This is a genomic window from Sporosarcina sp. GTC18466, from assembly GCF_055389225.1.
In genome coordinates this window covers 2,223,164-2,245,811 of record NZ_AP044037.1, presented here as the reverse complement: position 1 = coordinate 2,245,811, position 22,648 = coordinate 2,223,164, and the positions used below count along the sequence as shown (strand labels likewise).

20 protein-coding genes and 1 riboswitch are annotated in these 22,648 nt (G+C 53.2%); of the genes, 5 read left to right on the top strand and 15 right to left on the bottom strand.

Features of this window, described 5'->3' with window-relative positions:
• From radA to ACZ5FK_RS10940, 5 genes are all read right to left on the bottom strand, one after another.
• The gene (gene radA / locus ACZ5FK_RS10960) at positions 1 to 1,377 is read right to left on the bottom strand and encodes a DNA repair protein RadA (protein WP_464804944.1); all 1,377 of its coding nucleotides are present in this window, start codon (positions 1,375 to 1,377) and stop codon (positions 1 to 3) included.
• 128 nt (positions 1,378 to 1,505) lie between these two features.
• Positions 1,506 to 3,953 (bottom strand): ATP-dependent protease ATP-binding subunit ClpC, encoded by a 2,448-nt coding sequence (gene clpC, locus ACZ5FK_RS10955; protein WP_464804943.1) that lies wholly within the window; start codon positions 3,951 to 3,953, stop codon positions 1,506 to 1,508.
• 228 nt (positions 3,954 to 4,181) lie between these two features.
• Entirely contained in the window at positions 4,182 to 5,264 is a 1,083-nt protein-coding gene (locus tag ACZ5FK_RS10950) for a protein arginine kinase (protein ID WP_464804942.1), read from the bottom strand.
• Positions 5,251 to 5,805, bottom strand: coding sequence for a UvrB/UvrC motif-containing protein (locus tag ACZ5FK_RS10945; RefSeq protein ID WP_464804941.1), 555 nt, complete (start codon positions 5,803 to 5,805; stop codon positions 5,251 to 5,253). The genes ACZ5FK_RS10950 and ACZ5FK_RS10945 overlap by 14 nt, the downstream gene beginning before the upstream one ends.
• Positions 5,806 to 5,833: 28 nt before the next feature.
• On the bottom strand, positions 5,834 to 6,307 hold the full coding sequence (locus ACZ5FK_RS10940) for a CtsR family transcriptional regulator (RefSeq protein ID WP_464804940.1): 474 nt from the start codon (positions 6,305 to 6,307) through the stop codon (positions 5,834 to 5,836).
• 293 nt (positions 6,308 to 6,600) lie between these two features.
• Here ACZ5FK_RS10940 and ACZ5FK_RS10935 point away from each other — a divergent pair, with 293 nt between their 5' ends.
• Positions 6,601 to 7,179 carry a GNAT family N-acetyltransferase gene (locus ACZ5FK_RS10935; protein ID WP_464804939.1) on the top strand — a complete coding sequence of 193 codons (579 nt, stop codon included), beginning with the start codon at positions 6,601 to 6,603 and terminating at the stop codon, positions 7,177 to 7,179.
• 57 nt (positions 7,180 to 7,236) lie between these two features.
• Here ACZ5FK_RS10935 and bioB read toward each other — a convergent pair whose 3' ends face one another.
• The 3 genes from bioB to ACZ5FK_RS10920 form a co-directional block, all read right to left on the bottom strand.
• Positions 7,237 to 8,241, bottom strand: a complete 1,005-nt coding sequence (gene bioB, locus ACZ5FK_RS10930; protein ID WP_464804938.1) for a biotin synthase BioB — start codon at positions 8,239 to 8,241, stop codon at positions 7,237 to 7,239.
• The gene (locus ACZ5FK_RS10925; protein ID WP_464804937.1) at positions 8,238 to 8,837 is read right to left on the bottom strand and encodes a biotin transporter BioY; all 600 of its coding nucleotides are present in this window, start codon (positions 8,835 to 8,837) and stop codon (positions 8,238 to 8,240) included. The genes bioB and ACZ5FK_RS10925 overlap by 4 nt, the downstream gene beginning before the upstream one ends.
• A gap of 627 nt (positions 8,838 to 9,464) precedes the next feature.
• Positions 9,465 to 9,650: a histidine kinase gene (locus ACZ5FK_RS10920; RefSeq protein WP_464804936.1), complete on the bottom strand. Its 186-nt coding sequence runs from the start codon at positions 9,648 to 9,650 to the stop codon at positions 9,465 to 9,467.
• 126 nt (positions 9,651 to 9,776) lie between these two features.
• A riboswitch (SAM riboswitch) is annotated at positions 9,777 to 9,880 on the top strand.
• Between the two features lie 111 nt (positions 9,881 to 9,991).
• Here ACZ5FK_RS10920 and ACZ5FK_RS10915 point away from each other — a divergent pair.
• Positions 9,992 to 11,851 carry a bifunctional homocysteine S-methyltransferase/methylenetetrahydrofolate reductase gene (locus ACZ5FK_RS10915; protein WP_464804935.1) on the top strand — a complete coding sequence of 620 codons (1,860 nt, stop codon included), beginning with the start codon at positions 9,992 to 9,994 and terminating at the stop codon, positions 11,849 to 11,851.
• Positions 11,832 to 15,269: a methionine synthase gene (gene metH, locus ACZ5FK_RS10910; RefSeq protein WP_464804934.1), complete on the top strand. Its 3,438-nt coding sequence runs from the start codon at positions 11,832 to 11,834 to the stop codon at positions 15,267 to 15,269. The genes ACZ5FK_RS10915 and metH overlap by 20 nt, the downstream gene beginning before the upstream one ends.
• A 72-nt stretch (positions 15,270 to 15,341) precedes the next feature.
• On the opposite strand, the gene ACZ5FK_RS10905 is transcribed toward metH, so the two are convergent.
• From ACZ5FK_RS10905 to ACZ5FK_RS10880, 6 genes are all read right to left on the bottom strand, one after another.
• Positions 15,342 to 15,632 carry a hypothetical protein gene (locus ACZ5FK_RS10905; RefSeq protein WP_464804933.1) on the bottom strand — a complete coding sequence of 97 codons (291 nt, stop codon included), beginning with the start codon at positions 15,630 to 15,632 and terminating at the stop codon, positions 15,342 to 15,344.
• Positions 15,633 to 15,708: 76 nt separating this feature from the next.
• Positions 15,709 to 17,157 carry a cryptochrome/photolyase family protein gene (locus ACZ5FK_RS10900; RefSeq protein WP_464804932.1) on the bottom strand — a complete coding sequence of 483 codons (1,449 nt, stop codon included), beginning with the start codon at positions 17,155 to 17,157 and terminating at the stop codon, positions 15,709 to 15,711.
• A gap of 23 nt (positions 17,158 to 17,180) precedes the next feature.
• Positions 17,181 to 17,849 (bottom strand): ABC transporter ATP-binding protein, encoded by a 669-nt coding sequence (locus ACZ5FK_RS10895; RefSeq protein ID WP_464804931.1) that lies wholly within the window; start codon positions 17,847 to 17,849, stop codon positions 17,181 to 17,183.
• A 4-nt stretch (positions 17,850 to 17,853) separates the two neighbouring features.
• Complete coding sequence (locus ACZ5FK_RS10890) at positions 17,854 to 18,921, bottom strand: ABC transporter permease (RefSeq protein ID WP_464804930.1); 1,068 nt, start codon at positions 18,919 to 18,921, stop codon at positions 17,854 to 17,856.
• Positions 18,922 to 18,935: 14 nt separating this feature from the next.
• A complete protein-coding gene (locus ACZ5FK_RS10885) occupies positions 18,936 to 20,243 on the bottom strand; it encodes a protoglobin domain-containing protein (RefSeq protein WP_464804929.1) in 1,308 nt (435 codons plus the stop codon).
• A 38-nt stretch (positions 20,244 to 20,281) separates the two neighbouring features.
• Positions 20,282 to 20,755, bottom strand: coding sequence for a hypothetical protein (locus tag ACZ5FK_RS10880; RefSeq protein WP_464804928.1), 474 nt, complete (start codon positions 20,753 to 20,755; stop codon positions 20,282 to 20,284).
• Between the two features lie 119 nt (positions 20,756 to 20,874).
• Here ACZ5FK_RS10880 and ACZ5FK_RS10875 point away from each other — a divergent pair, with 119 nt between their 5' ends.
• Positions 20,875 to 21,762, top strand: a complete 888-nt coding sequence (locus ACZ5FK_RS10875) for a MerR family transcriptional regulator (RefSeq protein ID WP_464804927.1) — start codon at positions 20,875 to 20,877, stop codon at positions 21,760 to 21,762.
• A gap of 63 nt (positions 21,763 to 21,825) precedes the next feature.
• Here the strand turns inward: ACZ5FK_RS10875 and ACZ5FK_RS10870 are convergent, their stop codons facing one another.
• A complete protein-coding gene (locus tag ACZ5FK_RS10870; protein WP_464807466.1) occupies positions 21,826 to 22,005 on the bottom strand; it encodes a hypothetical protein in 180 nt (59 codons plus the stop codon).
• A 218-nt stretch (positions 22,006 to 22,223) separates the two neighbouring features.
• Here ACZ5FK_RS10870 and ACZ5FK_RS10865 point away from each other — a divergent pair, with 218 nt between their 5' ends.
• Positions 22,224 to 22,616, top strand: coding sequence for a thiol-disulfide oxidoreductase DCC family protein (locus ACZ5FK_RS10865; protein ID WP_464804926.1), 393 nt, complete (start codon positions 22,224 to 22,226; stop codon positions 22,614 to 22,616).
• Positions 22,617 to 22,648 lie beyond the last annotated feature (32 nt).

Sequence of the window (22,648 nt, the reverse complement as noted above, 5' to 3'; positions counted from 1 at the left end):
TCAGCTTCCGCCAAACGCCTCCTGCATCGCCTCTCGTATTGTTTCGACGCCAATGACTTTGATACCTTCCGGGTATTCCCACCCTCCCATATTGGAGGCAGGAATGATCGCCCGTTCAAACCCAAGTTTGGCGGCTTCAGACACACGCTGTTCGATACGGGAGACCCGTCGCACTTCGCCAGTCAGCCCGACTTCGCCGATGAAACAGTCGGTGGCGCCTGCAGCAGCGTCGCGGAAACTCGACACGATGCTCATCAGCACAGCGAGATCAATCGCAGGCTCATCCAGCTTTACGCCGCCCGCAACTTTGATGTACGCATCTTGCGCTTGCAAAAGCATACCCAGCCGTTTCTCCAGGACAGCCATCAAAAGGGATACCCGGTTCTGGTCAATGCCTGTCGCCATCCGTTTTGGATAATTGAAGCTGGACGGCGTTACGAGCGCCTGGATTTCAACAAGGATCGGCCGCGTACCTTCCATTGAAGCGACGACTGTCGAGCCTGCCCCGCCCTGTGACCGTTCCCTGAGGAAGAGTTCGGACGGATTGAGCACTTCCTTCAGGCCGGACTGCAACATTTCGAAAATCGCAATCTCGTTCGTGGATCCAAACCGGTTTTTTACACTCCGGAGGATCCTGTACGTATGATGGCGCTCCCCTTCAAAATAGAGGACTGTATCCACCATATGCTCAAGAAGCCGCGGACCTGCAATCTGGCCGTCTTTTGTCACGTGTCCGACGAGGAAGATCGCAATGTTCTGCGTCTTTGCGATGCGCATGAGTTCCGCTGTACATTCCCGCACCTGGGAAACGCTGCCCGGCGCCGACGTCACTTCCGGGTGGTGGATCGTCTGGATGGAGTCCGCAATGACGAGCTGCGGCTTCACCTCTTCGATCGCCTCATGGATCTTCCCAAGATCGGTTTCCGCATAGATATACAACTCATCCGATTTCACGCCGAGCCGCTCTGCGCGCAGTTTCGTCTGCCTGATCGACTCCTCGCCTGAAATATACAATACCCGCAGGCCTCTGTTTGCAAGCAGGGAAGATACTTGCAAAAGTAACGTCGACTTCCCGATACCCGGGTCTCCGCCGACCAGTACGAGCGATCCGGGAACGACCCCGCCTCCGAGCACGCGGTTCAATTCACCCAGATCCGTATCAATCCTCGGTTCCTGCATCGTTTCGATCTTATTGATCGGCACCGCTTTGCTCTGGACGCGATCCGAGTGCTGGAACGCCCCCCGCGGGCCTTTTTGGACAAACTCCACTTCCTCATCCATCGTATTCCATTCACCGCAGCCAGGGCATCTGCCCATCCACTTCGGCGATTCGTATCCGCACGACTTGCACATGAACTTCGTCTTTTTCTTAGCCATTCCAACCCCCCATATATAGACGAAAAGACAGCCGCTCCCCACCACGCTTCAACGGGCAGAAGGGCCATCCTTTTGATTCTCTTTATTATAACATGGCCGCGGGCATAGCTACACCCGCGGCACTTTCCTTATTCCTTGAGGGCAGGTTCCTTCTCCGTCTTCACGACGAATTCCCCATCTTCCACGTCAACAGTAACCATGCCTCCGGTCAATACTTTGCCTTTCAGCAATTCCTCAGAGAGTTTATCTTCGACATGTTTCTGTAGGGCCCTGCGAAGCGGACGCGCGCCGTAATCAGGATCATACCCTTCTTCAGCGATTTTCTCCTTCGCCGCGTCTGTCAGGACAAGCTCGATATCCTGTTCCGCAAGACGCTTCTTCAATTCGTTTGCCATGAGGGTAACAATCTCTTTCAAATGCTCTTTTTCAAGAGAGTGGAAGACGATCATTTCATCGACACGGTTCAAGAATTCAGGGCGGAACGCCTTCTTCAATTCTTCCAGCATTTTCGCCTTCATGTCTTCGTAATCGCGCTCGCCGTCCTGCAAGTTGAAACCGACATAGCGGTTCTTCTTGAGTGTTTCTGCCCCGACGTTCGAAGTCATGATGATGACCGTATTGCGGAAGTCGACAGTACGTCCTTTCGAATCGGTCAATCGGCCATCTTCCAGCACTTGCAGAAGGATGTTGAATACATCAGGGTGCGCTTTCTCAATCTCATCCAGCAAGACGACCGAATATGGCTTGCGCCGCACCTTCTCGGTCAATTGGCCGCCCTCGTCATATCCGACATAGCCTGGAGGAGATCCGACGAGACGGGATGTCGCGTGTTTCTCCATATACTCCGACATATCGATGCGGATCATCGCATCTTCGTCGCCGAACATCGCATCCGCAAGCGCACGGGCGAGTTCCGTCTTACCGACGCCGGTAGGACCGAGGAAGATGAAGGAACCGATCGGACGCTTCGGATCTTTGAGTCCTGCGCGGGCGCGCCGGATCGCACGCGAAATGGCTGTGACCGCCTCGGCTTGGCCGATGACCCGCTCATGGAGCGCTTCTTCCATATTAAGAAGTTTCGCAGTTTCCGTCTCCGCGATTTTCGCAACCGGAACACCGGTCCACATTGCGACGACTTCAGCAATGTCATTGACCGTCACTTCAGACTCCTTCTGTCCTTGCTTCTCTTTCCATTCGGCCTTCGTCTTTTCAAGTTCTTCTTTCATCTTCTGTTCCTTATCCCGGAAAGAAGCCGCCTTTTCGAATTCCTGGCTTTGCACCGCTGCGTTCTTTTCGTGGCGCACAGATTCCAGCTTCGCTTCAAGCTCTTTCAAGTTAGGAGGCGTCGTGTAGGAACGGAGGCGCACCTTAGAACCCGCCTCATCGATCAGATCGATCGCCTTGTCAGGAAGGAAACGGTCCGAGATATAGCGGTCGGACATTTTCGCTGCCGCCTCGATCGCCTCATCCGTAATTTTCACCCGGTGATGCGCTTCATAGCGATCTCGCAAACCATGGATGATCTGAATCGATTCCTCGACAGTCGGCTCATCCACCTGGATCGGCTGGAACCGGCGCTCAAGCGCGGCATCCTTCTCGATATATTTCCGGTATTCATCCAGAGTCGTCGCCCCGATGCACTGAAGCTCTCCGCGGGCAAGCGACGGCTTCAGAATATTAGAGGCGTCAATTGCACCTTCAGCGCCCCCTGCACCGATCAGCGTATGCAGCTCATCGATGAACAGGATGATATTGCCCGCCTGGCGGATCTCTTCCATCACTTTCTTCATGCGGTCCTCGAATTCACCGCGATATTTCGTTCCCGCGACGACGGTACCCATGTCAAGTGTCATAACCCGTTTGTCGCGCAGGATCTCAGGCACTTCGTTATTGACGATCTGCTGGGCAAGCCCTTCCGCGATTGCCGTCTTACCGACGCCTGGTTCCCCGATCAGGACAGGGTTGTTTTTTGTTCTGCGAGCAAGCACCTCGATGACGCGGGTAATCTCCTTGCTGCGTCCGATCACCGGATCGAGAGACCCTTCCCGCGCGATTTCAGTCAAGTCGCGTGCAAGTCCGTCTAGCGTTGGCGTCGAGGCCGAGGATGCAGTGCCTTGGCTGCTGACGCTCGTGTCGTTGCTGCCAAGCAGTTGGAGCACTTGCTGGCGCGCCCGGTTCAAGCTGACGCCCGCATTGTTAAGGACGCGCGCCGCAACGCCTTCCCCTTCACGGATGAGGGCAAGCAAGATATGTTCCGTGCCGATATACGAGTGGCCGAGTTTCCGTGATTCATCCACGGAAAGCTCAATCACTTTCTTGGCGCGAGGCGTGTAGTGGACGATCGGGCCCACTTCCTTCGTGCCGGTGCCGACAAGGCTTTCCACTCCCTTTTCAATCGTTTCAAAGCTGACATCGATCGCTTCAAGCGCTTTTGCGGCAATGCCGCCGCCTTCTCTGATGAGGCCGAGTAAAATATGTTCAGTGCCGATGGATTCGTGTTTCATACGGATTGCTTCTTCTTGTGCAAGCTGCAGAACTTTCTGCGCCCGTTGTGTAAGACGGTTGTTGAACATCATATCCATTCCACTCCTTTATCGTGTTTCATAAAAACTCTCCGGCAAAGGGAGAGGGAACTCTTTTTTTAAACAAAACTTATAAGACATGCATATGAAGGAAAAACCCGCCCTCATTCCTATACGGAAGATATAGGCGTTTTTCCATTTCGTAAAAGATGTCCTTTGTTTGACTTTGACTATCTTTGACTTAATTATACTAAACGGCATTTGCCTGTGCAAAGAAGATGCTCATTCCCCGCTGCTATCAGCTTGATCCTGGCAATCCGGCGCAAGGCGTTCGCGGAACATTTTCGCCCGGAAGACATCCCGTTCTTCTGCCGAAAGCTCGGATCCCGCAAAATGCTGAAGGAAGCCAGGCTGCATGAAGACCATCAGCTCATTCAGAATCGTCATGTCAAGGTCTTCGATGAGACCAAGGTCGATGCCGAGACGGACATCCGACAGGCATCTTGCCGCTTCTTCGGAGGGAAGGATCCGGGCAAACGAGATCACCCCGAGGGAACGGAACAGCTTATTTTCGACGGCCAGTTTCGATTTGGCGAGAAGCAGCTCACGCGATCTCCTCTCGTGGGCTATGATCCGCATCGTGATATTTTTCAGCTCCGACAGGATTTCTTTCTCTGTCTTTCCGAGCGTCGCCTGATTCGAGACTTGATAAATGTTGCCGAGCGCTTCGCTTCCTTCGCCGTAACTGCCGCGGACGACAAATCCGAGACGCGAGATCGCCGGGACAATCCTGTTAATCTGCTTCGTCATTGTCAGAGCCGGCAAGTGCATCATGACGGACGCACGCATGCCAGTGCCCGTATTGGATGGACAGCTTGTCAAATAGCCGAATTCCTCATCAAATGCGTACGGCAGTTTCTTTTCCAGATCATCATCGACCTCATTCGCCATTTCGTATGCCGTGTCAATCTGAAGACCCGGATAAATGCACTGGATCCTCACATGATCTTCCTCATTCACCATGATGCTCACTTTCTCATCATCAGACAGGATGACTGCCCCCTGGCGCTTAGGATCGGTCAATTGCGGACTGATCAGATGCTTCTCGACGAGCACCTGCCGATCCAGCACAGGTAAATCAGACATCTTCATATAGGAATACCCATTTTTTTCTGAATTAAGCAAGCTATCCGCTACTTGCCTATCAACTTCTTTCGCATCTTCGTCTGTAGCGGCGATCGGGAACCGATGCCCCCGAAGGTTGCGAGCAAGTCTGACCCTTGTCGACATGACGATATCCGAATGCTCACCATGGGAAGTCATCCAGCCTGTCACCGCATTTTTCATGAACTTATCGATCGACATTGCCTGAGCCTCCTCCTTCCGCCAGCATCCGTTTCAGCTCATTCGCTTCATCACGCAGAGCAGCGGCTTCCTCGAATCGTTCCTCAGCGATCGCATCCTGCATCTTTCTGCGAATTTCTTCCACACGCTTTTTGAGGGCGTACTGCTCATTGAAGGAAACGGGAACTTTCCCTTTATGGACCGAGTGCCCATTGTGAAGTTTGACAAACAGTCTAGGAAGCCGTTCCCGGAATGTTTCATAACAGGTCGGGCATCCAAATTTGCCGACATCAAGAAATTTCCGGAACGTCAGGCCGCACTCTGGGCATTTCGGCCCTTCAGGGAATGATTCTCTTGCCTGCTGCACTTGCATGGCTTCTGTTCCGCTCAGCCAATTTGATAGAAATTGCTGGATCGATAATGGCTCCTCACCCGATCCATAGTGGGACATCTGCGATTGGAATGCACATCTCTCGCACAGATGGCGTTCCGTCGCCCCGTGCATCGTCTCTTGTGTGAAGATGACAGAAGCCGGTCTTTCATTGCAGATTTCACATAACATATAGGCCACCTCAAATTCGTAAGTTTCACTAGTCGTCCTGTTGTTCGTACAGAAGCGTCAAGAGCATCGCCCGTAATATGCGGGCCCTGATATGATCGCGTTCAGGAATCGGGTAATGGAGTGTCGTCCTGTCAACAGCGGCCAGGATGATTTTCGCTTCGCGCTCAGAGACCGCTTCTTCTTGCAGCAATCTGTATATGACATCTTCAGCCATTGTATAGGTGGCGCCCTCACGGATTCCCTCTACGATATGTTCGATCAATTCTTTATGCGAATTGGTCTGCACCCTGTAGATTCGGATATATCCGCCCCCTCCCCGTTTCGATTCAACCGCATAGCCGCGTTCCAGTGTGAAACGGGTATTAATGACATAATTGATCTGCGAGGGAACGCATTGGAACTTCTCCGCGATTTCACTCCGCTTGATCTCAATGACGCCGTTATCTCCCTTTTCGATAATCATTTTTAAATACCCTTCAATTATGTCCGAAATGTTCCGCATGTTTTTCACTCCTTCCCTTTCGAAGTGTGAATGTCAATTGACTTTGACTATCTTTGACTTTATATTACATGATTCCATTTGATTTTCGCAATGAATTTGCCTACTATCCGGAAAAATGTTTGCATATGGTGAGAACGGGTATACAGTAAGCTGAGGATTTTTTTCTGACCTCTTTTTTCCTCTTATTTAGGGTCCTTCCCCCAAAGCATTGACACCTATGCTATACACACGACTGGCCCCTCTTTAAACAAAAAGCTCCAGGTACATAGCGACTGTGGAGGAGATTTACCAACATGAACTGGTACAAGAAGCTGAGTGAGTACTTCCCGATTGAAGAAATGAAGTCAAAAGAACATATGGACGCGCTGCTGAAAGATAAGAAGAATGTCTATATAAAAGAAGAAGGACCTCATCACGTTCTAATGTATGTTGAGATGGAATCTTTCATTTTCATTGATTACCTTTTTGTCTCCGCCGAATCACGCGGCGCAGGACTGGGAAAGAAGTTGCTGATGTCATTGAAAAAGAAAGGGAAGCCGATCATCCTCGAAGTGGAACCGGTTGATTATGAGGATACCGATACGATGAAGCGCCTGCGTTTTTACGCAAGGGAACATTTCCACCACGCTTCCCGCATCGGATATCGCCGCCGTTCAATCGCGACAGGCGAGCACAATGACCTCGAGATCCTGTATTGGTCCCCGAAAGATGCGGATGAGAAAAGTGTTTACGAAGCGATGAAACAGACGTACGAAGATATCCATACGTACAAGGATGAAGCATTTTACGGAGAACCATACGACCCTTCAGATAAAGTGTTCAACTTTTTGACGGACGGGAAGGAGAACATCTTGGAACCATACCGGGTATGACGAAAAAGCACGCGCGGCGAGAAGCCGGCTGCGTGCTTTTTGGTTGGCAGGAATTATTCAAGAAATACTGGCAGCCTCTTTTTGAAGTGGAAGCAGGTCGACTTCGAAACCGAGGTCTTTGAGCATTTGAAGATCGTTGTCACCTTCCTGGCCCGCTGTCGTCAAATAATCACCGACAAAGATGGAATTCGCAGGATATAGGCCAAGCGGCTGGAGCGAGCGCAGGTTCACTTCCCGTCCGCCCGAAATCCGGATCTCCTTGGATGGATTGATGAACCGGAAAAGGCTGAGCACTTTCAAGCAGTAAAGGGGTGTCAGCTCATCCGTGCCTTCGAGCGGCGTGCCGTCGACCGCATGCAGGAAGTTGACCGGTATGGAGTCCGCGTCCAGCACGCGGAGGCTGCGTGCCATATCGATGACGTCCTCTCTCGTTTCACGCATGCCGATGATGACTCCCGAACAAGGCGAGATGCCTGCGGTCTTTGCAGATTCAACCGTACTAACACGGTCCTCATACGTGTGAGAAGTCGTAATGCTGCTATGGTGGGCGGCAGATGTGTTGAGGTTATGATTGTACCGGTCGACGCCCGCTTCTTTGAGACGTTCCGCCTGGCCCGGCTTCAAGATGCCGAGACATGCGCAAACCGTCATTTGAGGATGCTTCTCTTTGATCTCCTTAACGGATTCAACGACGATATCGAGTTCCCGGTTCACCGGCCCCCTGCCGCTTGCGACGATGCAATATGTTCCCGCGCTAGCAGCTGCAGCCCGTTCCGCTCCCGCGACAATCTCTTCCTGTTTCATCATCGCATACTTCTCGATGGGTGCTTTTGAGACGATCGATTGTGCGCAATATCCGCAGTTTTCCGGACAAAGGCCGGATTTTGTATTAATGATCATGTTGAGTTTTACTTTATTGCCAAAGTAATGTTTCCGAATCTTATAAGCAGCGTGGAGAAGAGGAAGCAGATCCTCATCCGGCGACTCCAATATGGACAGCGCCTCCGCGCCGGTCAACTCATGTCCTTGCAATACACGATCAGCGAGTGCTTCATAATTCATCGCAGCGCCCTCTTGATCTTGAGCACTTTAGACATCCTGTAGCCAAAGATTCCAGCCAGTATGGCCAGGAGGAAATCTTTCGGCAGCGGAGGCACCATCCAGGCCCATGCAATCTTGTACGTAAATACCGGGGGTGCAGCAGCCCATAACTTATAGGCATAATACATCCAGTTCGTGCCGATCAGGTAGTTGATGACCGTCCCCAAAATCGCAGCTGCAATATAGGATTTCAAGCTGCTGTTCTTCTCAACAATCTTCCCTACTATATAGGCGACGATAATGAAGGAAACGACAAACCCGAATGTCGGACTGAGGAGCTGGCCAAACCCACCCGAGAATTTCGCAAATACAGGTGCACCCGCCAGGCCGACAGCCATATAGACCGTCATGGCAACCGCCCCAAGCCGGCTGCCGAGCAGCAATCCCGCAAGAACGGCGAAGAATGTCTGCAAGGTGATCGGCACCCCGCCGACCACTAAAAACGGCACGAACGATGTAATATTGGCACCGATCATCATGAGTGAAGCGAACATGGCGCAATACACCAGGCTCAGCGCACTCATACTCCCCTTTTGCTTTACTGTAGCAGTCGTCATACAAATAACCCCATTTCCATTTCCAAATATGTATTCCATTTTTAGAATATAAGATTACGAGGTATTGTGTCAACCTTATTTTATTTTAGGTTAACACAAATGAAAGGCTGTTGGCGTTGGCTGGAGGAAGGCCTGGCAGGTTATTTGGGATTCGGGCGCATGGCATGGCTAAACGGGCGTTCCTGGGCGGAATCGGGCGTTCGACATGGCTAAATGGGCGTTCATGGACGGATTCGGGCGTTCGACATGGCTAAATGGGCGTTCCTGGGCCGAATCGGGCGTTCGACATGGCTAAACGGGCGTTCCTGGACGGATTCGGGCGTTCGACATGGCTAAATGGGCGGTCCTGGGCCGAATCGGGCGTTCGACATGGCTAAACGGGCGTTCCTGGGCCGAATCGGGCGTTCGACATGGCTAAACGGGCGTTCCTGGGCCGAATCAGGCGTTCGGCATGGCTAAACGGGCGGTCCTGGGCCGAATCAGGCGTTCGACATGGCTAAACGGGCGTTCCTGGGCCGAATCAGGCGTTCGACATGGCTAAACGGGCGTTCACGAGCATAATTGGGGGCACGCACTCATGCCCACTATAAAAAGACGCACTAGCGGAAAGCCAGTGCGCCACTTCTTCTATTTTTTTCGTTCCTCGCTTTTCGGAAAGAGGAAATAAGCGAGGATCCCGCTGAGCAGGCCCGCCCCTAGCACGATCCAGAGACGGTGCTCCTTTGGGACTTCCTGAAAGTTATTGCCGAGCATGAACCAGGCGATCCATCCTACGATGATCGCGATCGGAACCGAGTATTTGAATATTCGCAAGCCGTTCACCTTCCATGTTTGTCCTACCGCAAGTGTATCATATCCGCCCTTTTGTGCAAACGAGGGTTGACGCCATGGGGAATCCACGTTATGATGTGTTAAATATTTCGAAAAACCTAATAATGATTCTTATCAAGAGAAGCCGAGGGACTGGCCCGATGACGCTTCAGCAACCAGCCATACGTGGTCAGGTGCTAATTCCAGCGGGCAAGCTGTCCGGCAGATGAGAAGGAGCGTTCATTCCACGCATGTAAAAGCCTTCTTTTTTCAATGAAGGCTTTTTTTATTTTTCCAACCTTCTCACTGCCGCCGGCTGATATAACATGAAAGGGTGCGATGGGATGAAGTTGCTAGAAAAATTGAAGACGAATATATTGACGGCTGACGGAGCGATGGGGACCCTCCTCTATTCCAACGGCATTGATTTTTGTTATGAAGAACTGAATGTGACAAAGCCGGAGACGATCGCCAAGATCCATTCCGATTATATTGCGGCGGGTGCAGATATCATCCAGACAAATACATATAGCGCAAACCGCCATAAGCTCGCCCGCTATGGCCTTGAAGATCAGGTGAAAGCATTCAACGAAGCGGCCGTCCAGATCGCCAAAGAAGCGGCCGCGCCAGGCGGGCAGTACGTACTCGGCACGATCGGCGGGCTGCGTGGCGTCCGGCGCAGCGACCTGTCAATAGAAGATGTGCTCCGTATCGTCAGGGAGCAGGCAGACCCCCTCCTTTCCGGACAACCGGATGGCCTGTTGCTTGAGACGTATTATGATTTTAATGAGTTATCCGCTGTTGTAAAGGAGTTGCGCGGATTGACAGACCTGCCGATCATCGCCCAAGTATCCATGGAAGAGCCCGGCGTGCTGCAGCAAGGGTTGCAGCTGAATGACGCGCTCCATGAACTGGAAGCGATCGGGGCGGATGTCGTCGGTGTCAACTGCCGCCTCGGCCCTTATCATACGATCCAGGCGTTCGAGACGGTCACATTGCCGGAGCGCGCTTTCCTGTCCGCTGCGCCGAATGCGAGTCTGCTTGACGTGGAAGACGGACGGATCGTCTATGTGTCGGAGACGGATTATTTCGGGCGGGCCGCTGTCCTGTTGCGGAATGAAGGCGTCCGGCTCATCGGCGGCTGTTGCGGCACGACGCCGAATCATATCGCTGCCGCCAAGAAACATCTGGCTGGTCTTGCGCCGGTCACAAAGAAGACCGCGAGACCGAAGAAGCCGATCATCATCCGGGAAGCGGAGCCTGCGAGCCATGAACCGCTTCACGAGAAGGCGAAAACCAAGCGGACGGTGATTGTCGAGCTGGATACACCTCGCCACCTGGAGACAGCCCCCTATATCGAAGGAGCGAAACAGCTGTATGCTGCAGGAGTCGACGCCGTCACAATGGCGGACAATTCCCTCGCTTCCCCGCGGATCAGCAACATGGCGATGGGGTCGATCTTGAAACTCGAGAACGACATCCGGCCGCTCGTCCATATCACGTGCCGCGACCATAACCTGATCGGCCTGCAATCGCATCTCATGGGACTGGATGCGCTCGGCATCCACGATATCCTTGCGGTGACAGGGGACCCGACTAAAGTCGGCGATTTCCCGGGTGCGACAAGCGTCTATGATGTATCGAGCATGGAGCTGCTGCAGCTGATCAAACAATTGAATGAAGGGATTTCCTTCTCGGGGAAACCGCTCCGCAAGAAAGCGAACTTCTCAGTAGCAGCTGCTTTCAACCCGAATGTCCGGGTGCTGGATCGTGCCGTGAAGCGGCTCGAGAAGAAAATCGAGTGCGGCGCTGATTATTTCATCACGCAGCCTGTCTATACAAAGGAAAAAATCATTGAGATCCACGAAGCGACAAAACATCTGGAGACACCGATCTTCCTCGGCATCATGCCGCTGACGAATATCCGCAATGCCGAATTCTTGCACCACGAAGTGCCGGGCATCAAGCTGTCAGATGATGTACTGGAGAGGATGCGAGCTTGCGGCGAAGACCGTCAGAAGGCGACAGCTGAGGGTATTGCGATAGCGAAGGAACTGATCGATACGGCGGCAAGCCTGTTCAACGGCATCTATATCATCACGCCGTTTCTCCGCTATGATATGTCACTAGAATTGATAGATCATATAAACGAACTTGATGCACAGAAGGAGAGGGGTTTGGTCCATGCCGAAACATCTTATTGAACAACAACTGGAGAAGCGCATCCTGATTCTTGACGGAGCGATGGGGACGATGCTGCAAGCCGAAAACCTGTCCGCGGAGGATTTTGGCGGAGAGGACTATGAAGGCTGCAATGAATACCTGAATATCCTGCGGCCCGACATCTTGAAAAAGATCCATTCGGAGTATCTTGAAGCAGGCGCTGACATCATCAGCACAAATACATTCGGCGGCACTCCGCTTGTCCTGAACGAATTCGGCCTTGGGGAGCATGCCCACGCCATCAATAAAAAAGCGGTCGAGCTCGCGAAAGAGTGCGCAGCAGAATTCTCAACGCCTGAGCGTCCCCGCTTCGTGGCCGGTGCAATCGGACCTACGACGAAGACATTGTCTGTCACAGGCGGCATCACATTCGACGCACTCTCGGAAGACTTTTATGTGCAGGCGAAAGCGCTCATCGAAGGGGGCGCTGACCTCCTGCTCATGGAGACGAGCCAGGATATGCTGAATGTCAAAGCAGGGACAATCGGCATCCGGCGGGCCTTCGAAGAGACGGGCATCGAACTGCCTGTCATGATCTCCGGAACAATTGAACCGATGGGCACCACCCTTGCCGGCCAGAGCATCGAAGCATTCTATGTCTCCATCGAGCACATCAATCCCCTTTCGGTCGGCCTTAATTGTGCGACAGGCCCGGAATTCATGACCGATCATCTGCGCTCGCTTTCGGACCTCGCGACAAGCTATGTCACCTGCTATCCGAATGCCGGCCTGCCGGATGAGGAAGGGCATTACCATGAATCACCCGAATCCCTGTCACAGAAGCTGAAAGGATTCGCAGAAAGAGGCTGGCTGAACATGATCGGCGGATGCTGCGGCACGACCCCCGCCCATATCCGCGCCATCCGGAAAGCGGTCGGCGGCCTCCCTCCCCGCCCGAAACCGGAGGAAGGCCATCCGCATGTCGTATCCGGCATCGAACCGCTCGTCTACGACCCATCCATGCGGCCGCTATTGATCGGGGAACGGACCAATGTCATCGGTTCCCGGAAATTCAAGCGGCTCATCGTTGAGGAGAAGTTCGAGGAGGCTGCGGAGATCGCCCGCGCCCAGGTGAAAGGCGGCGCGCATGTGCTGGATATCTGTCTCGCCAATCCCGACCGCGATGAACTGGATGATATGAAGCGGTTCATGGAAGAGGTCGTCAAGAAAGTGAAGGTCCCTCTTGTCATTGATTCGACAGATGAAAAAGTGATTGAAGAGGCGCTGAAATACTCGCAAGGAAAAGCGATCATCAACTCCATCAATCTGGAGGACGGCGAGGAGCGTTTCGACGCGGTGCTCCCTCTTGTGAAGAAGTTCGGGGCAGCTGTCGTCGTCGGCACGATCGACGAAACCGGGATGGCTGTGACGCGGGAACGCAAACTTGAAATCGCTCAGCGGTCCTATGACCTGCTTGTAAACAAATGGGGACTTGCACCGGAAGATATCATATTCGACCCGCTTGTCTTCCCTGTTGGAACTGGCGACGAGCAGTATATCGGGTCGGCAGTCGAGACGATTGAAGGGATCCGGCTGATCAAGGAGAAGATGCCTCGGTCACTGGCGACACTCGGCGTCAGCAACGTGTCGTTCGGATTGCCGCCGGTCGGGCGCGAAGTGCTGAATGCCGTCTATCTTTACCACTGTGTGCAGGCTGGCCTCGATTATGCCATCGTGAACACCGAGAAGCTGGAGCGGTATGCCTCGATTCCTGAAAATGAAATCAAGCTCGCGAATGACCTGCTCTTTAAGACGACGGATCAGACGCTCGCCGACTTCACTGATTTCTACCGGGACAAGAAGAAAGAGAAGACTGAAGACGATATACCGAAAACCGTACCCGAGCGGCTCGCTTATTATGTTGTCGAGGGGACGAAGGAAGGGCTCATTCCGGATCTGGAAGAGGCTCTGAAAATGTATGACACGCCGCTCGATATCATTAACGGGCCGCTCATGGAAGGCATGGCCGAAGTCGGCAGGCTGTTCAACGACAACCAGCTTATCGTGGCGGAAGTGCTGCAGAGCGCCGAGGTCATGAAGGCGTCCGTCTCCTTCCTTGAGCAGTTCATGGAGAAAAAAGAGGATGACTCTGGAAAAGGGAAGATCATCCTTGCGACAGTGAAAGGCGATGTGCATGACATCGGCAAGAACCTCGTAGATATCATCCTGAGCAACAACGGTTTCAAAGTGATTGATATCGGCATCAAGGTGACGCCCGCAACATTGATTGAAACGATCCGGAAAGAAAAGCCGGATATCGTAGGCCTCTCCGGATTGCTCGTGAAAAGCGCTCAGCAAATGGTGCTCACCGCCCAAGATTTCAAATCGGCTGGCATTGACATACCTGTCATGGTCGGCGGTGCTGCGCTCACCCGCAGATTCACGGAGACGAAAATTGCGCCTGAATATGGAGGCCCTGTCTTATTTGCGAAAGATGCCATGCAAGGTCTAGACCTCGCGAACCGCCTGCAAGGAGGCGGGAAGGAAGAGCTGCTGAGCGAGCTCATCGAAAAACAGGAGAAGCGCGCCCAGGCGGAAGCGATTCGCGGATCGCGCGACACTGCAGTCGCCGTTCTTGAAAAACCGGTTAAAACAGTCCGCGAAGATGTGCCGGTCTTTACGCCGCAGGATTTGCGAAGGCGGGTGCTGAAAGACTATTCGGTCTCCCACCTGTATCCGTATGTCAACATGCGGACATTGATCGGCCATCACCTCGGGCTCCGGGGGTACTCCGACAAGCTGCTCGCTGAAGGGGATCCGCGTGCTTGCGAACTACATGAACTGGTCACGGGTTTCCTGGAATCGGGGAACCTTGGGGCTTCCGGCATGTATCAATTCTTCCCGGCCCAATCGGACGGCGATGACGTCATCATCTATGACCCGTCGGATGCCAGCACGGAGATCGAGCGATTCACGTTCCCGCGGCAGGAAAAGGCGCCGTTCCTCTGTCTCGCCGATTATCTGAAGCCGGTCAGCAGCGGCATCATGGATTATGTCGGTTTCATGCAGGTGACTGCGGGACACGGGGTACGGGACTATGCGAACCAACTGAAGGCAGAGGGAAAATTCCTTGAAAGCCATGCCTTTCAGGCGACGGCGCTGGAACTTGCGGAAGGGTTTGCGGAGCGAGTCCATCAGGAAATGCGTGATCAATGGGGATTCCCGGACGCGACCGACTTCACGATGCGCGAACGGTTTGCGGCAAAATACCAGGGGCAGCGTTTCTCGTTCGGCTATCCGGCATGCCCAAACCTCGAAGACCAGACGAAACTATTCAGCCTGATCAAACCTGAAGACATCGGCGTCCATCTCACAGAGGAATTCATGATGGAGCCAGAAGCTTCCGTCTCGGCGATCGTCTTCGCCCACCCGGACGCCAGATACTTTAACGTGGAATAAGGGATTCAGATACGTCAAAAAGGCGAAGGGCCCATTCCCTTCGCCTTTTCTTCGTCCATATTTCAAGAGCATTTAAAAGAACCGGCGTCTCCTGCCGAATCCCTGGCCAGGCCCTGGACCAAATCCTGGACCGCCGAATCCTGGACCGAATCCTGGATATGCGGTCGTCGTGCCTCCTGGTACTGTTGTATTTGTCTCTGTGTAATAATGGCGTGGCACTTCCACCGTATGCTGACGATTCACATTAACAATCGGATGGATGTACGGCACTTCCTGAGGGACGAATGTGTCATGGTAGCGGTATTGCGTCGGGCAGACGACTGGCTGGACCTGATTATTCATGCATCCTCCATATTGCATCATCATGCTCACCTCCTATCACTATTACATGCCGGAATAGGAAGGACAACCGGGCGAGCATCTATGGGTGCACAATGATTTAATCGGTTCCCGGGTCGCTTCTGCGCAGTGAGTGATAGACATGCAGCGCCCGTTCCCTCGCTTTGGCATGATCCACGAGCCGAGCAGGATACGTTTCTCCTAGCTGCACGCCCGCCTGCTGCAGGACTGCACCGGGAGCTTTCCACGGCTCATGTATATACAGATCAGGAAGTCCGGCCAGTTCAGGCAGCCATTGCCGGATGTAAGCGCCTGCCGGATCGAATTTTTTGCTTTGCGTCACAGGATTGAAGATCCGGAAATAGGGAGCTGCGTCAAATCCCGTCCCGGCTGCCCATTGCCAGCCCATCGCATTGTTTGCCGCATCGAAGTCCACAAGCATCCGCTCGAACCATGCGGCCCCCTCTGTCCAGGATATCAGCAGATCCTTTACGAGGAACGAGGCCGCGATGAGGCGCGCCCGATTATGGATGAACCCGGTATGCTCGAGCTGCCGCATGCCCGCGTCCACAAGAGGGTAGCCGGTCTTGCCTTGCTGCCAGCTTTCCAGGTGCCCAGGCGTATCAAGCCAGGGAAACGCCTGGAAACGCGGCTGCATGACGGTTTTGAGCATACCCGGAAACCAGTAGAGCGAGTAATGGGCAAACTCACGCCATACAAGCTGTCGCAAGAATGCATGGACGGAGGAACTGTCAGCAGGACTCTCCTCAGCTGCTGACCGTGCGGAATGCCAAAGGGCCCGCACACTCAGGTCGCCTGACGCAATATAGGGTGACAGCTCGGAAGCGGAAGACTCGACGGGCGCCAGGAAGTCACGCTTACTGCCGTATCTGTACAGATTCCGCTCCATGAAGTGTTCCCAGCGGCGGATGCCTTCATCCTCGCCTGGCTCCCATGCCTCTTCCAGCAGCCCCATTCCAGCTTTTCCGGGACAGAGTCCGAGCTCTTCCGGCTGCAGAGACGACATCTTTCGGTGAATCCCCTGCAGCGAGGCAGGCGCTGGATAAGGTGCTGAAACCGTCTCCTCCAGCCCCCGTTTCCAATAAGCCGTAAACACCTTGTACGGCTCGCCTTTCTTCGTCAGAATCACATGCGGTTCAAACAGCATGCTGCCCGGGAACGAACATGCCTCAAGCCCGGCCGCCGCCAGAAGGTCCGCGGTCTCTTCGTCACGCAGCCGCACAGCAGGTTCGTCACTTTCATTGAAATAGACCGCATCCGCTCCGGTCTCTCTGGCAATCGATGCGAGCACTTCGACGCTTCTGCCTTTTCGGACCACCAGCTGAATGCCTTTGCCTTCAAGGGTCCGCTCAAAGCCTTGAAGCGACTTGCCGAGCCACCAATTCGACCTTGCCCGTCCTTTGCATTCCTTTTCGTCATCCGGCGTCCAGATGAACACCGGGATGACCGCACCCCGCGCACAAGCTTCAGCGAGTGCTGGATGATCATGCAGCCGCAGGTCACGGCGGAACCAAACAATCGTCGTCATGGCATCCTCCTATCCGGATGGTGTCATTCCTGTCGCAAGACACCGTCCGTCATCTTATATACGTGGTCACAATAGGTTGTCAGCCTCGTATCATGCGTCACAACCAATGTCGTCGTATTCTTCTTTTTCGTCTCGTCTTTCAGCAGCTCCATCACTTCGTACGCACGGTCCGAGTCGAGGGAAGCGGTCGGCTCATCCGCCAGAAGTACGGACGGATTGGAGTATAACGCTTTGGCGATGGCCACCCGCTGGCGCTCGCCGCCCGACAGATCGGATGGATATTTCTTCAGCAATTCCCCGATCCCGAGCTCGTCATACAGTTTCGCCAGCTCCGCTTTTTCCATGTTCCCCTTCTTTACTTGGTCCAGCAGTTTCATCTGCTGGCTGACCGTCAGGAAAGGGATCAGATTCGAAGCCTGCAGAATGAAGCCGATCTCCTGCAGCCGGACGCCCGATAAGTCTTTCTCGGACATACCGGAAATTGTTTTGCCATTGACGATCACCTCTCCGGATGACGGGGTCAACAGCCCGCCGGCAATGGTCAGGAACGTGCTTTTCCCTGAACCGGAAGGCCCGATGATCGCAATCATTTCCCCTCTGGATGCCTTGAAATCCGTCTCCTTCAACGCCTCGACTTCCGTCCTTCCCTTGCCGAACGTCTTTCGCACATTCCGTAATTCAAGCACTGTCATCACTTTAACCCCCAATCGCTTTCAGCGGATCAATGCGGACAATCGTCCAGACAGAGAAGACCGCTCCTGCTATCGCCACAATGACGAGCACCGCCCCGTAAAGCAACAAGGTCGGTATGGCGAATGAAACCGGCACAGCCGCCGGAAGGAAGGAACCGGTCACAAGGGCGAGCACGAATCCCGCCAGCACGCCTGCAAACGCGAGCAGGAATGTCTGGGCGATGACCGATCTTGCCAGATACAGATTCGAGATCCCTTCCGCTTTCATGATGCCGAACATGCTGATCTTCTGCACCGTCAGCACATATAGGAAAATCGCCACGATGACAGACGAGATGATGAACAGAAAATAGATCATGAACTTCAATGTAAGATTCTGCTCCGAGTAGCCCGGCAGCTTTTTGATAAAGGTCTCAGACGGTATCACTTCCAGTGAATCATCACCCGTCACCTGATCAAGCGCTCCCGATTTAATGACAACTGCATTGATCTGATTGGCTCCGGACCCAGCCGCCTCTCCGTATTTCACCTTGTTAAATGTGTCTTGATCCATATAGAGGACAGGCGCCGCATTGAAGCGCGCTTGTTTTGTAAAGCCCGTGATCGTCAGCACCTCATCGGACGAAGAGATATTCAATTGGTCGCCAATTGAAAAACCCTCGTCTTTCAGCGATTCACCTGCAATCACTTCGCCCTCGTGCTGGAAGGCATCTCCTTCCGATACGTCCGGCATGAGGAATTCATCCGGACGGATGCCGAACAGCGAGACATTCTTTTTATCCTTGCCATTCCCCGCGATGGCGCTCAGCTGGCTGAGCACCGCGGTTTCATCCGCCTGGATGCCGTCTGCCGCCCCGATATCCATCGAAGACTGATAAAGGCTTTTATCCGCCTCTTCCGTCAAGATGACTGCGTCCGCCTTCCATTTATCGACCGCTTCCCGGTTCATCGCCTGCAGCCCCGAGGCGAGTCCGGACAGGAAGAATACCAGATAGGCGACCAGGAACAGAACCCCTGTGATGAGGATGAAACGCAGCTTGTTTTTCCTGATTTCATTCCATGCCAGAAACATATAGATCCCCCTTCTTATAAGTCGACCGCGGCACGGTGCAGATCATCCGCGGTGGCAGACACCCTTTTCGTGCCCTCGCCAATTTCAGTGAAGACATGCACGAGTGCATCGACATCAGATTCCACGTGGCCGATGTGCGAGGAATTCTCCTCGATCGCCTCAAGGATCTTATCGAACTTCAATTTGGATTCCTCTGATTTGGCAAGCCCTGACCGGACCCCTTCACCGACGTCCGAAATCGCCATGACTGCCTGTTCCGCCAGGTCGGTCGATGTGTGGATCAGCCCTGTGATCTCTTCCACTGACCGTTTCGACTGCTCTGCGAGATTCCGCACTTCCTGCGCGACGACTGAAAAACCTTTGCCGGCGTCGCCCGCTCTCGCCGCTTCAATGGACGCGTTGAGGGCCAGGAGATTCGTCTGCTCTGCGATCTGCTTGACGAGACGGATGATCGCAAAGATTTCATCGGACGAACGCTTCAAATCATCCGTGATCCCGCCAACACGCTGCGTGCCCTCTCCGATCAGCCCCATCTGTTCATTGAGCTCCTCCACTTTCCGTCTGCCCAGCCCTGCAAAGCGGCTGATGGCGTCCATACCTTCCACACTTGCGTGGATCCTGCTATGGATTTCCTGTATATTGCCTTCCGCCTGTTCGGCTAAGGCATTCGTTTCAACTGTCAGGTCTGCAAGACTTTCGCTGATAGAGGAAATCTTCCCTTTCAACTCCCCTTTCACACGCTCATACTGCTCCTCGCGTATCTTCACATTCTGTTTTTCATACTCTTCCAGGACGATCTGCATTTCAAGGTTGATCAACTTGCCAATTGTTTTGGCAGCCAGTTCCTTTTCGTCCGCCGACTTCAGGTGGGCGGCGATCAGACGGAGAAGAGTCTCTTCAATCTGTTTGAAGACACCGATATACCATTTCGGCTCAACGCCCATTTGGAAATGGATCCTCGCCAATTTCTCTTTCTTGCGGATTGCATCCCCGTCAAGGACCCCGTCAAACATTCCGGCAATATAGTCGCCGACCACTTTCTTCAGGTACTCCACCTTGGTCCTCTCTTCGATCAATCGGCGCAGTGACGGAACCGCTAAGACATGGTCATAGAAAACTGTCACCACTTCATCAATGCCCGCTTCCACGAATGTCCCGTATGTCTGTAATCTATGTAAGTCTGCCTGTCCGAAACCGATCATCTGCAGTTGTCCCTGCAAATCTGGATATCCAGGCAAATCGATCGTCAACGCCTGGTCATTATGTCCCACGTCCATGTTCTGGACCGCCATTCCGCTCTGTTTCCGAAACAATCCTAGCACCACTGTATTCGCCCCATTCCCTAGTCATTGTTACCTAATTATCGCGGAAGGTTGTCCTGTTTGTCAAATGTTTGTACAACGTAATCGGCTTTTTCTTCCTGTACAGCTGCCAGAAGAAGGCCCACAGCCAGCCCGTATACTAGATGGCAGCCCGTCCAAATGGCGATCGAAGGGATGCTGGAAAGGGGCGGCGTCCTGTCCGACAGGGCGGTGACCGGGTAAAGGCATCCGGCGATTATCACATTCACGACCATGCAGAATAACAACGCATGCCTGATCTTAAAATGCCGTATGGCGGCATATAGGCAAAAACAGAGAAGCACGGAGACGATCAGATGGAAAGATACTTCCACGCCCTCTGAGAATTGGAACTCTTTGAGAACAGGGATGTAATCAACATTCAGCAGCAGCGTGTAGACCCTGTGCCCTGTCAACACCTCCGCCGCTTTCAGCACTCCCGCCAGCAGCAGCCCGGAAAACAGGCCGGCAGCGAGGATTCGTAGGCCTTTCATCCAACCAACTCCCCCATTGTTTAGTAGGAGCATATCACAAAGGTTATACAACGAGCATTGTACAGGCCTGCAAATTGTTTTATACTTATAGATAAAATGAGAGGGGAGAGTGTGCGTCCATGTCGCATGGCATCTATACAATCAAACAGGCAGCTGACGCCACGGGACTCTCCAGGCAAGTGATACGGAAATGGGAAGAGCGGTACAGCCTTGTCGCCCCCAAGCGGCTGGACAACGGATACCGGATCTACAGCGAGGCCGATCTGCAGCTTCTGCGGCAAGTGAAGACGCTGTCAGAGCAGGGATTCACTATCCGGCAGGCCGCGGAACTTGCGAAGCAGAAGATAGGAACCCCTCTGCCTGTCAATCGTCCAGATTTTGCGGCCCGCAGCCAAGGGAATGAACAGATGATCGGCAAACTTCTGCTTGCCGGCACGAATTGTGATGAGCTTGAACTGTCGGTCCAGCTGCAAAATGCTTATCTGCTGCTAGGTTTGGAACCGTTTCTTGAGACGGTCATCATCCCCTTCCTGAAAGAAGTCGGAAGGCGCTGGGAAACCGGGGAATGGAACGAATACCAGGAGTCCGTCTCCAGCATTGTTGTGCGTGATTTCCTCGTACAGATCCGCCGGAGCCATACATTCCGGGAAGAAGCGCCGATGCTGCTCGCTGCCTGCCTGCCGGAAGAACGCCATGAACTGCCGCTGCACATCGTATCGCTGCAAAGTATCATGAGAGGGTACAAGACTGTGCTTGTCGGTGCGTCTCCCGCGCCGGGCGCCATCCAGTCGCTCGTCAAACGGCTGCGGCCTGACAAAGTTCTGCTATCCGCCACGACCACGATGCCATTTGAAAAAGATCCTGGCCTTCTTCAGGAGCTGGATGAATTTGCTGCAGCAGAACCGGACATCGACTTTTACATTGGCGGAGCTGGAGCTGAGCTCTATACTCCCCTGCACCCTGCAGTCCATATTACGATGACAAACCGTCTGGAGGATGTGCTGTAAAGAGACTCATACAAAAACGTGCAGACGCAACGCCCGTCTGCACGTTTTTCTGTTCCGGCCAGCCTACTGATACGCCGGCGGCAATTCCTGTTCCTCAAATCCGTCTTGCTCCGGCCGTCTGATTGAGGGACCTCCCCCAGTATAATGTACAGGGGCGCCCTCTCCGACCATGTCCAAAGAAGCCATGTAATCCAAATCCTGCCGCAGCTCCATCTCTGCCCGATCAACCGGCATCCATTCCACGCCAGCATCCTCCTTTTCAGTACTCCATGGCAAAAAGGGACTGAACAACGATTTTCTTACTTGTCTTTAACCTGAAGGTGGGACGAGTAAACTACTATATTCCCTACTTTCCAAGTGTATTCATAGTTCAGTAAGGGAATTGAGAGAGTCCATTCCGTTTCAGGCAGCCCGGTTTCGGCTATAGTAAAAGAAAGGGTACATAAGGAGGTAAGATGGATATGAAACGGATTGTCCTCTTTGACGGCGAATGTAATTTCTGCAACTCCAGCGTCCAATTCATCATCAAGCGCGACCCTGCGAACCACTTCCTGTTCTCTTCTTTACAAAGTGAAACAGGAGAAAAATATAGGAAAGAGTACGATATTCCTGACGACGTCGACAGCATCGTCCTCATTGAGAACGGAAAGGCCTATACGAAATCTTCAGCAGCCCTTCGCATCGCGAAAAAGCTGGACGGCCTCTGGCATCTGCTCTTCCTATTTATACTCGTTCCACGGCAGATTCGTGACGGCGTCTATGATTTCATTGCCAGGAACCGTTATAAATGGTTCGGCAAACAGGAAGAGGCCTGCATGCTGCCGTCGCCCGAACAGCGTAAAAAGTTCATTTGACTGCGATCATACGACAACGTGGTTTCCAAAGA

Excerpts from the sequence above, each read along its gene's own strand:
- radA (WP_464804944.1), bottom strand. The coding sequence starts at position 1,377 with ATGGCTAAGAAAAAGACGAAGTTCATGTGCAAGTCGTGCGGATACGAA.
- clpC (WP_464804943.1), bottom strand. The coding sequence starts at position 3,953 with ATGATGTTCAACAACCGTCTTACACAACGGGCGCAGAAAGTTCTGCAG.
- ACZ5FK_RS10950 (WP_464804942.1), bottom strand. The coding sequence starts at position 5,264 with ATGTCGATCGATAAGTTCATGAAAAATGCGGTGACAGGCTGGATGACT.
- ACZ5FK_RS10945 (WP_464804941.1), bottom strand. The coding sequence starts at position 5,805 with ATGTTATGTGAAATCTGCAATGAAAGACCGGCTTCTGTCATCTTCACA.
- ACZ5FK_RS10940 (WP_464804940.1), bottom strand. The coding sequence starts at position 6,307 with ATGCGGAACATTTCGGACATAATTGAAGGGTATTTAAAAATGATTATC.
- ACZ5FK_RS10935 (WP_464804939.1), top strand. The coding sequence starts at position 6,601 with ATGAACTGGTACAAGAAGCTGAGTGAGTACTTCCCGATTGAAGAAATG.
- bioB (WP_464804938.1), bottom strand. The coding sequence starts at position 8,241 with ATGAATTATGAAGCACTCGCTGATCGTGTATTGCAAGGACATGAGTTG.
- ACZ5FK_RS10925 (WP_464804937.1), bottom strand. The coding sequence starts at position 8,837 with ATGACGACTGCTACAGTAAAGCAAAAGGGGAGTATGAGTGCGCTGAGC.
- ACZ5FK_RS10915 (WP_464804935.1), top strand. The coding sequence starts at position 9,992 with ATGAAGTTGCTAGAAAAATTGAAGACGAATATATTGACGGCTGACGGA.
- metH (WP_464804934.1), top strand. The coding sequence starts at position 11,832 with ATGCCGAAACATCTTATTGAACAACAACTGGAGAAGCGCATCCTGATT.
- ACZ5FK_RS10905 (WP_464804933.1), bottom strand. The coding sequence starts at position 15,632 with ATGATGCAATATGGAGGATGCATGAATAATCAGGTCCAGCCAGTCGTC.
- ACZ5FK_RS10900 (WP_464804932.1), bottom strand. The coding sequence starts at position 17,157 with ATGACGACGATTGTTTGGTTCCGCCGTGACCTGCGGCTGCATGATCAT.
- ACZ5FK_RS10895 (WP_464804931.1), bottom strand. The coding sequence starts at position 17,849 with ATGACAGTGCTTGAATTACGGAATGTGCGAAAGACGTTCGGCAAGGGA.
- ACZ5FK_RS10890 (WP_464804930.1), bottom strand. The coding sequence starts at position 18,921 with ATGTTTCTGGCATGGAATGAAATCAGGAAAAACAAGCTGCGTTTCATC.
- ACZ5FK_RS10880 (WP_464804928.1), bottom strand. The coding sequence starts at position 20,755 with ATGAAAGGCCTACGAATCCTCGCTGCCGGCCTGTTTTCCGGGCTGCTG.
- ACZ5FK_RS10875 (WP_464804927.1), top strand. The coding sequence starts at position 20,875 with ATGTCGCATGGCATCTATACAATCAAACAGGCAGCTGACGCCACGGGA.
- ACZ5FK_RS10865 (WP_464804926.1), top strand. The coding sequence starts at position 22,224 with ATGAAACGGATTGTCCTCTTTGACGGCGAATGTAATTTCTGCAACTCC.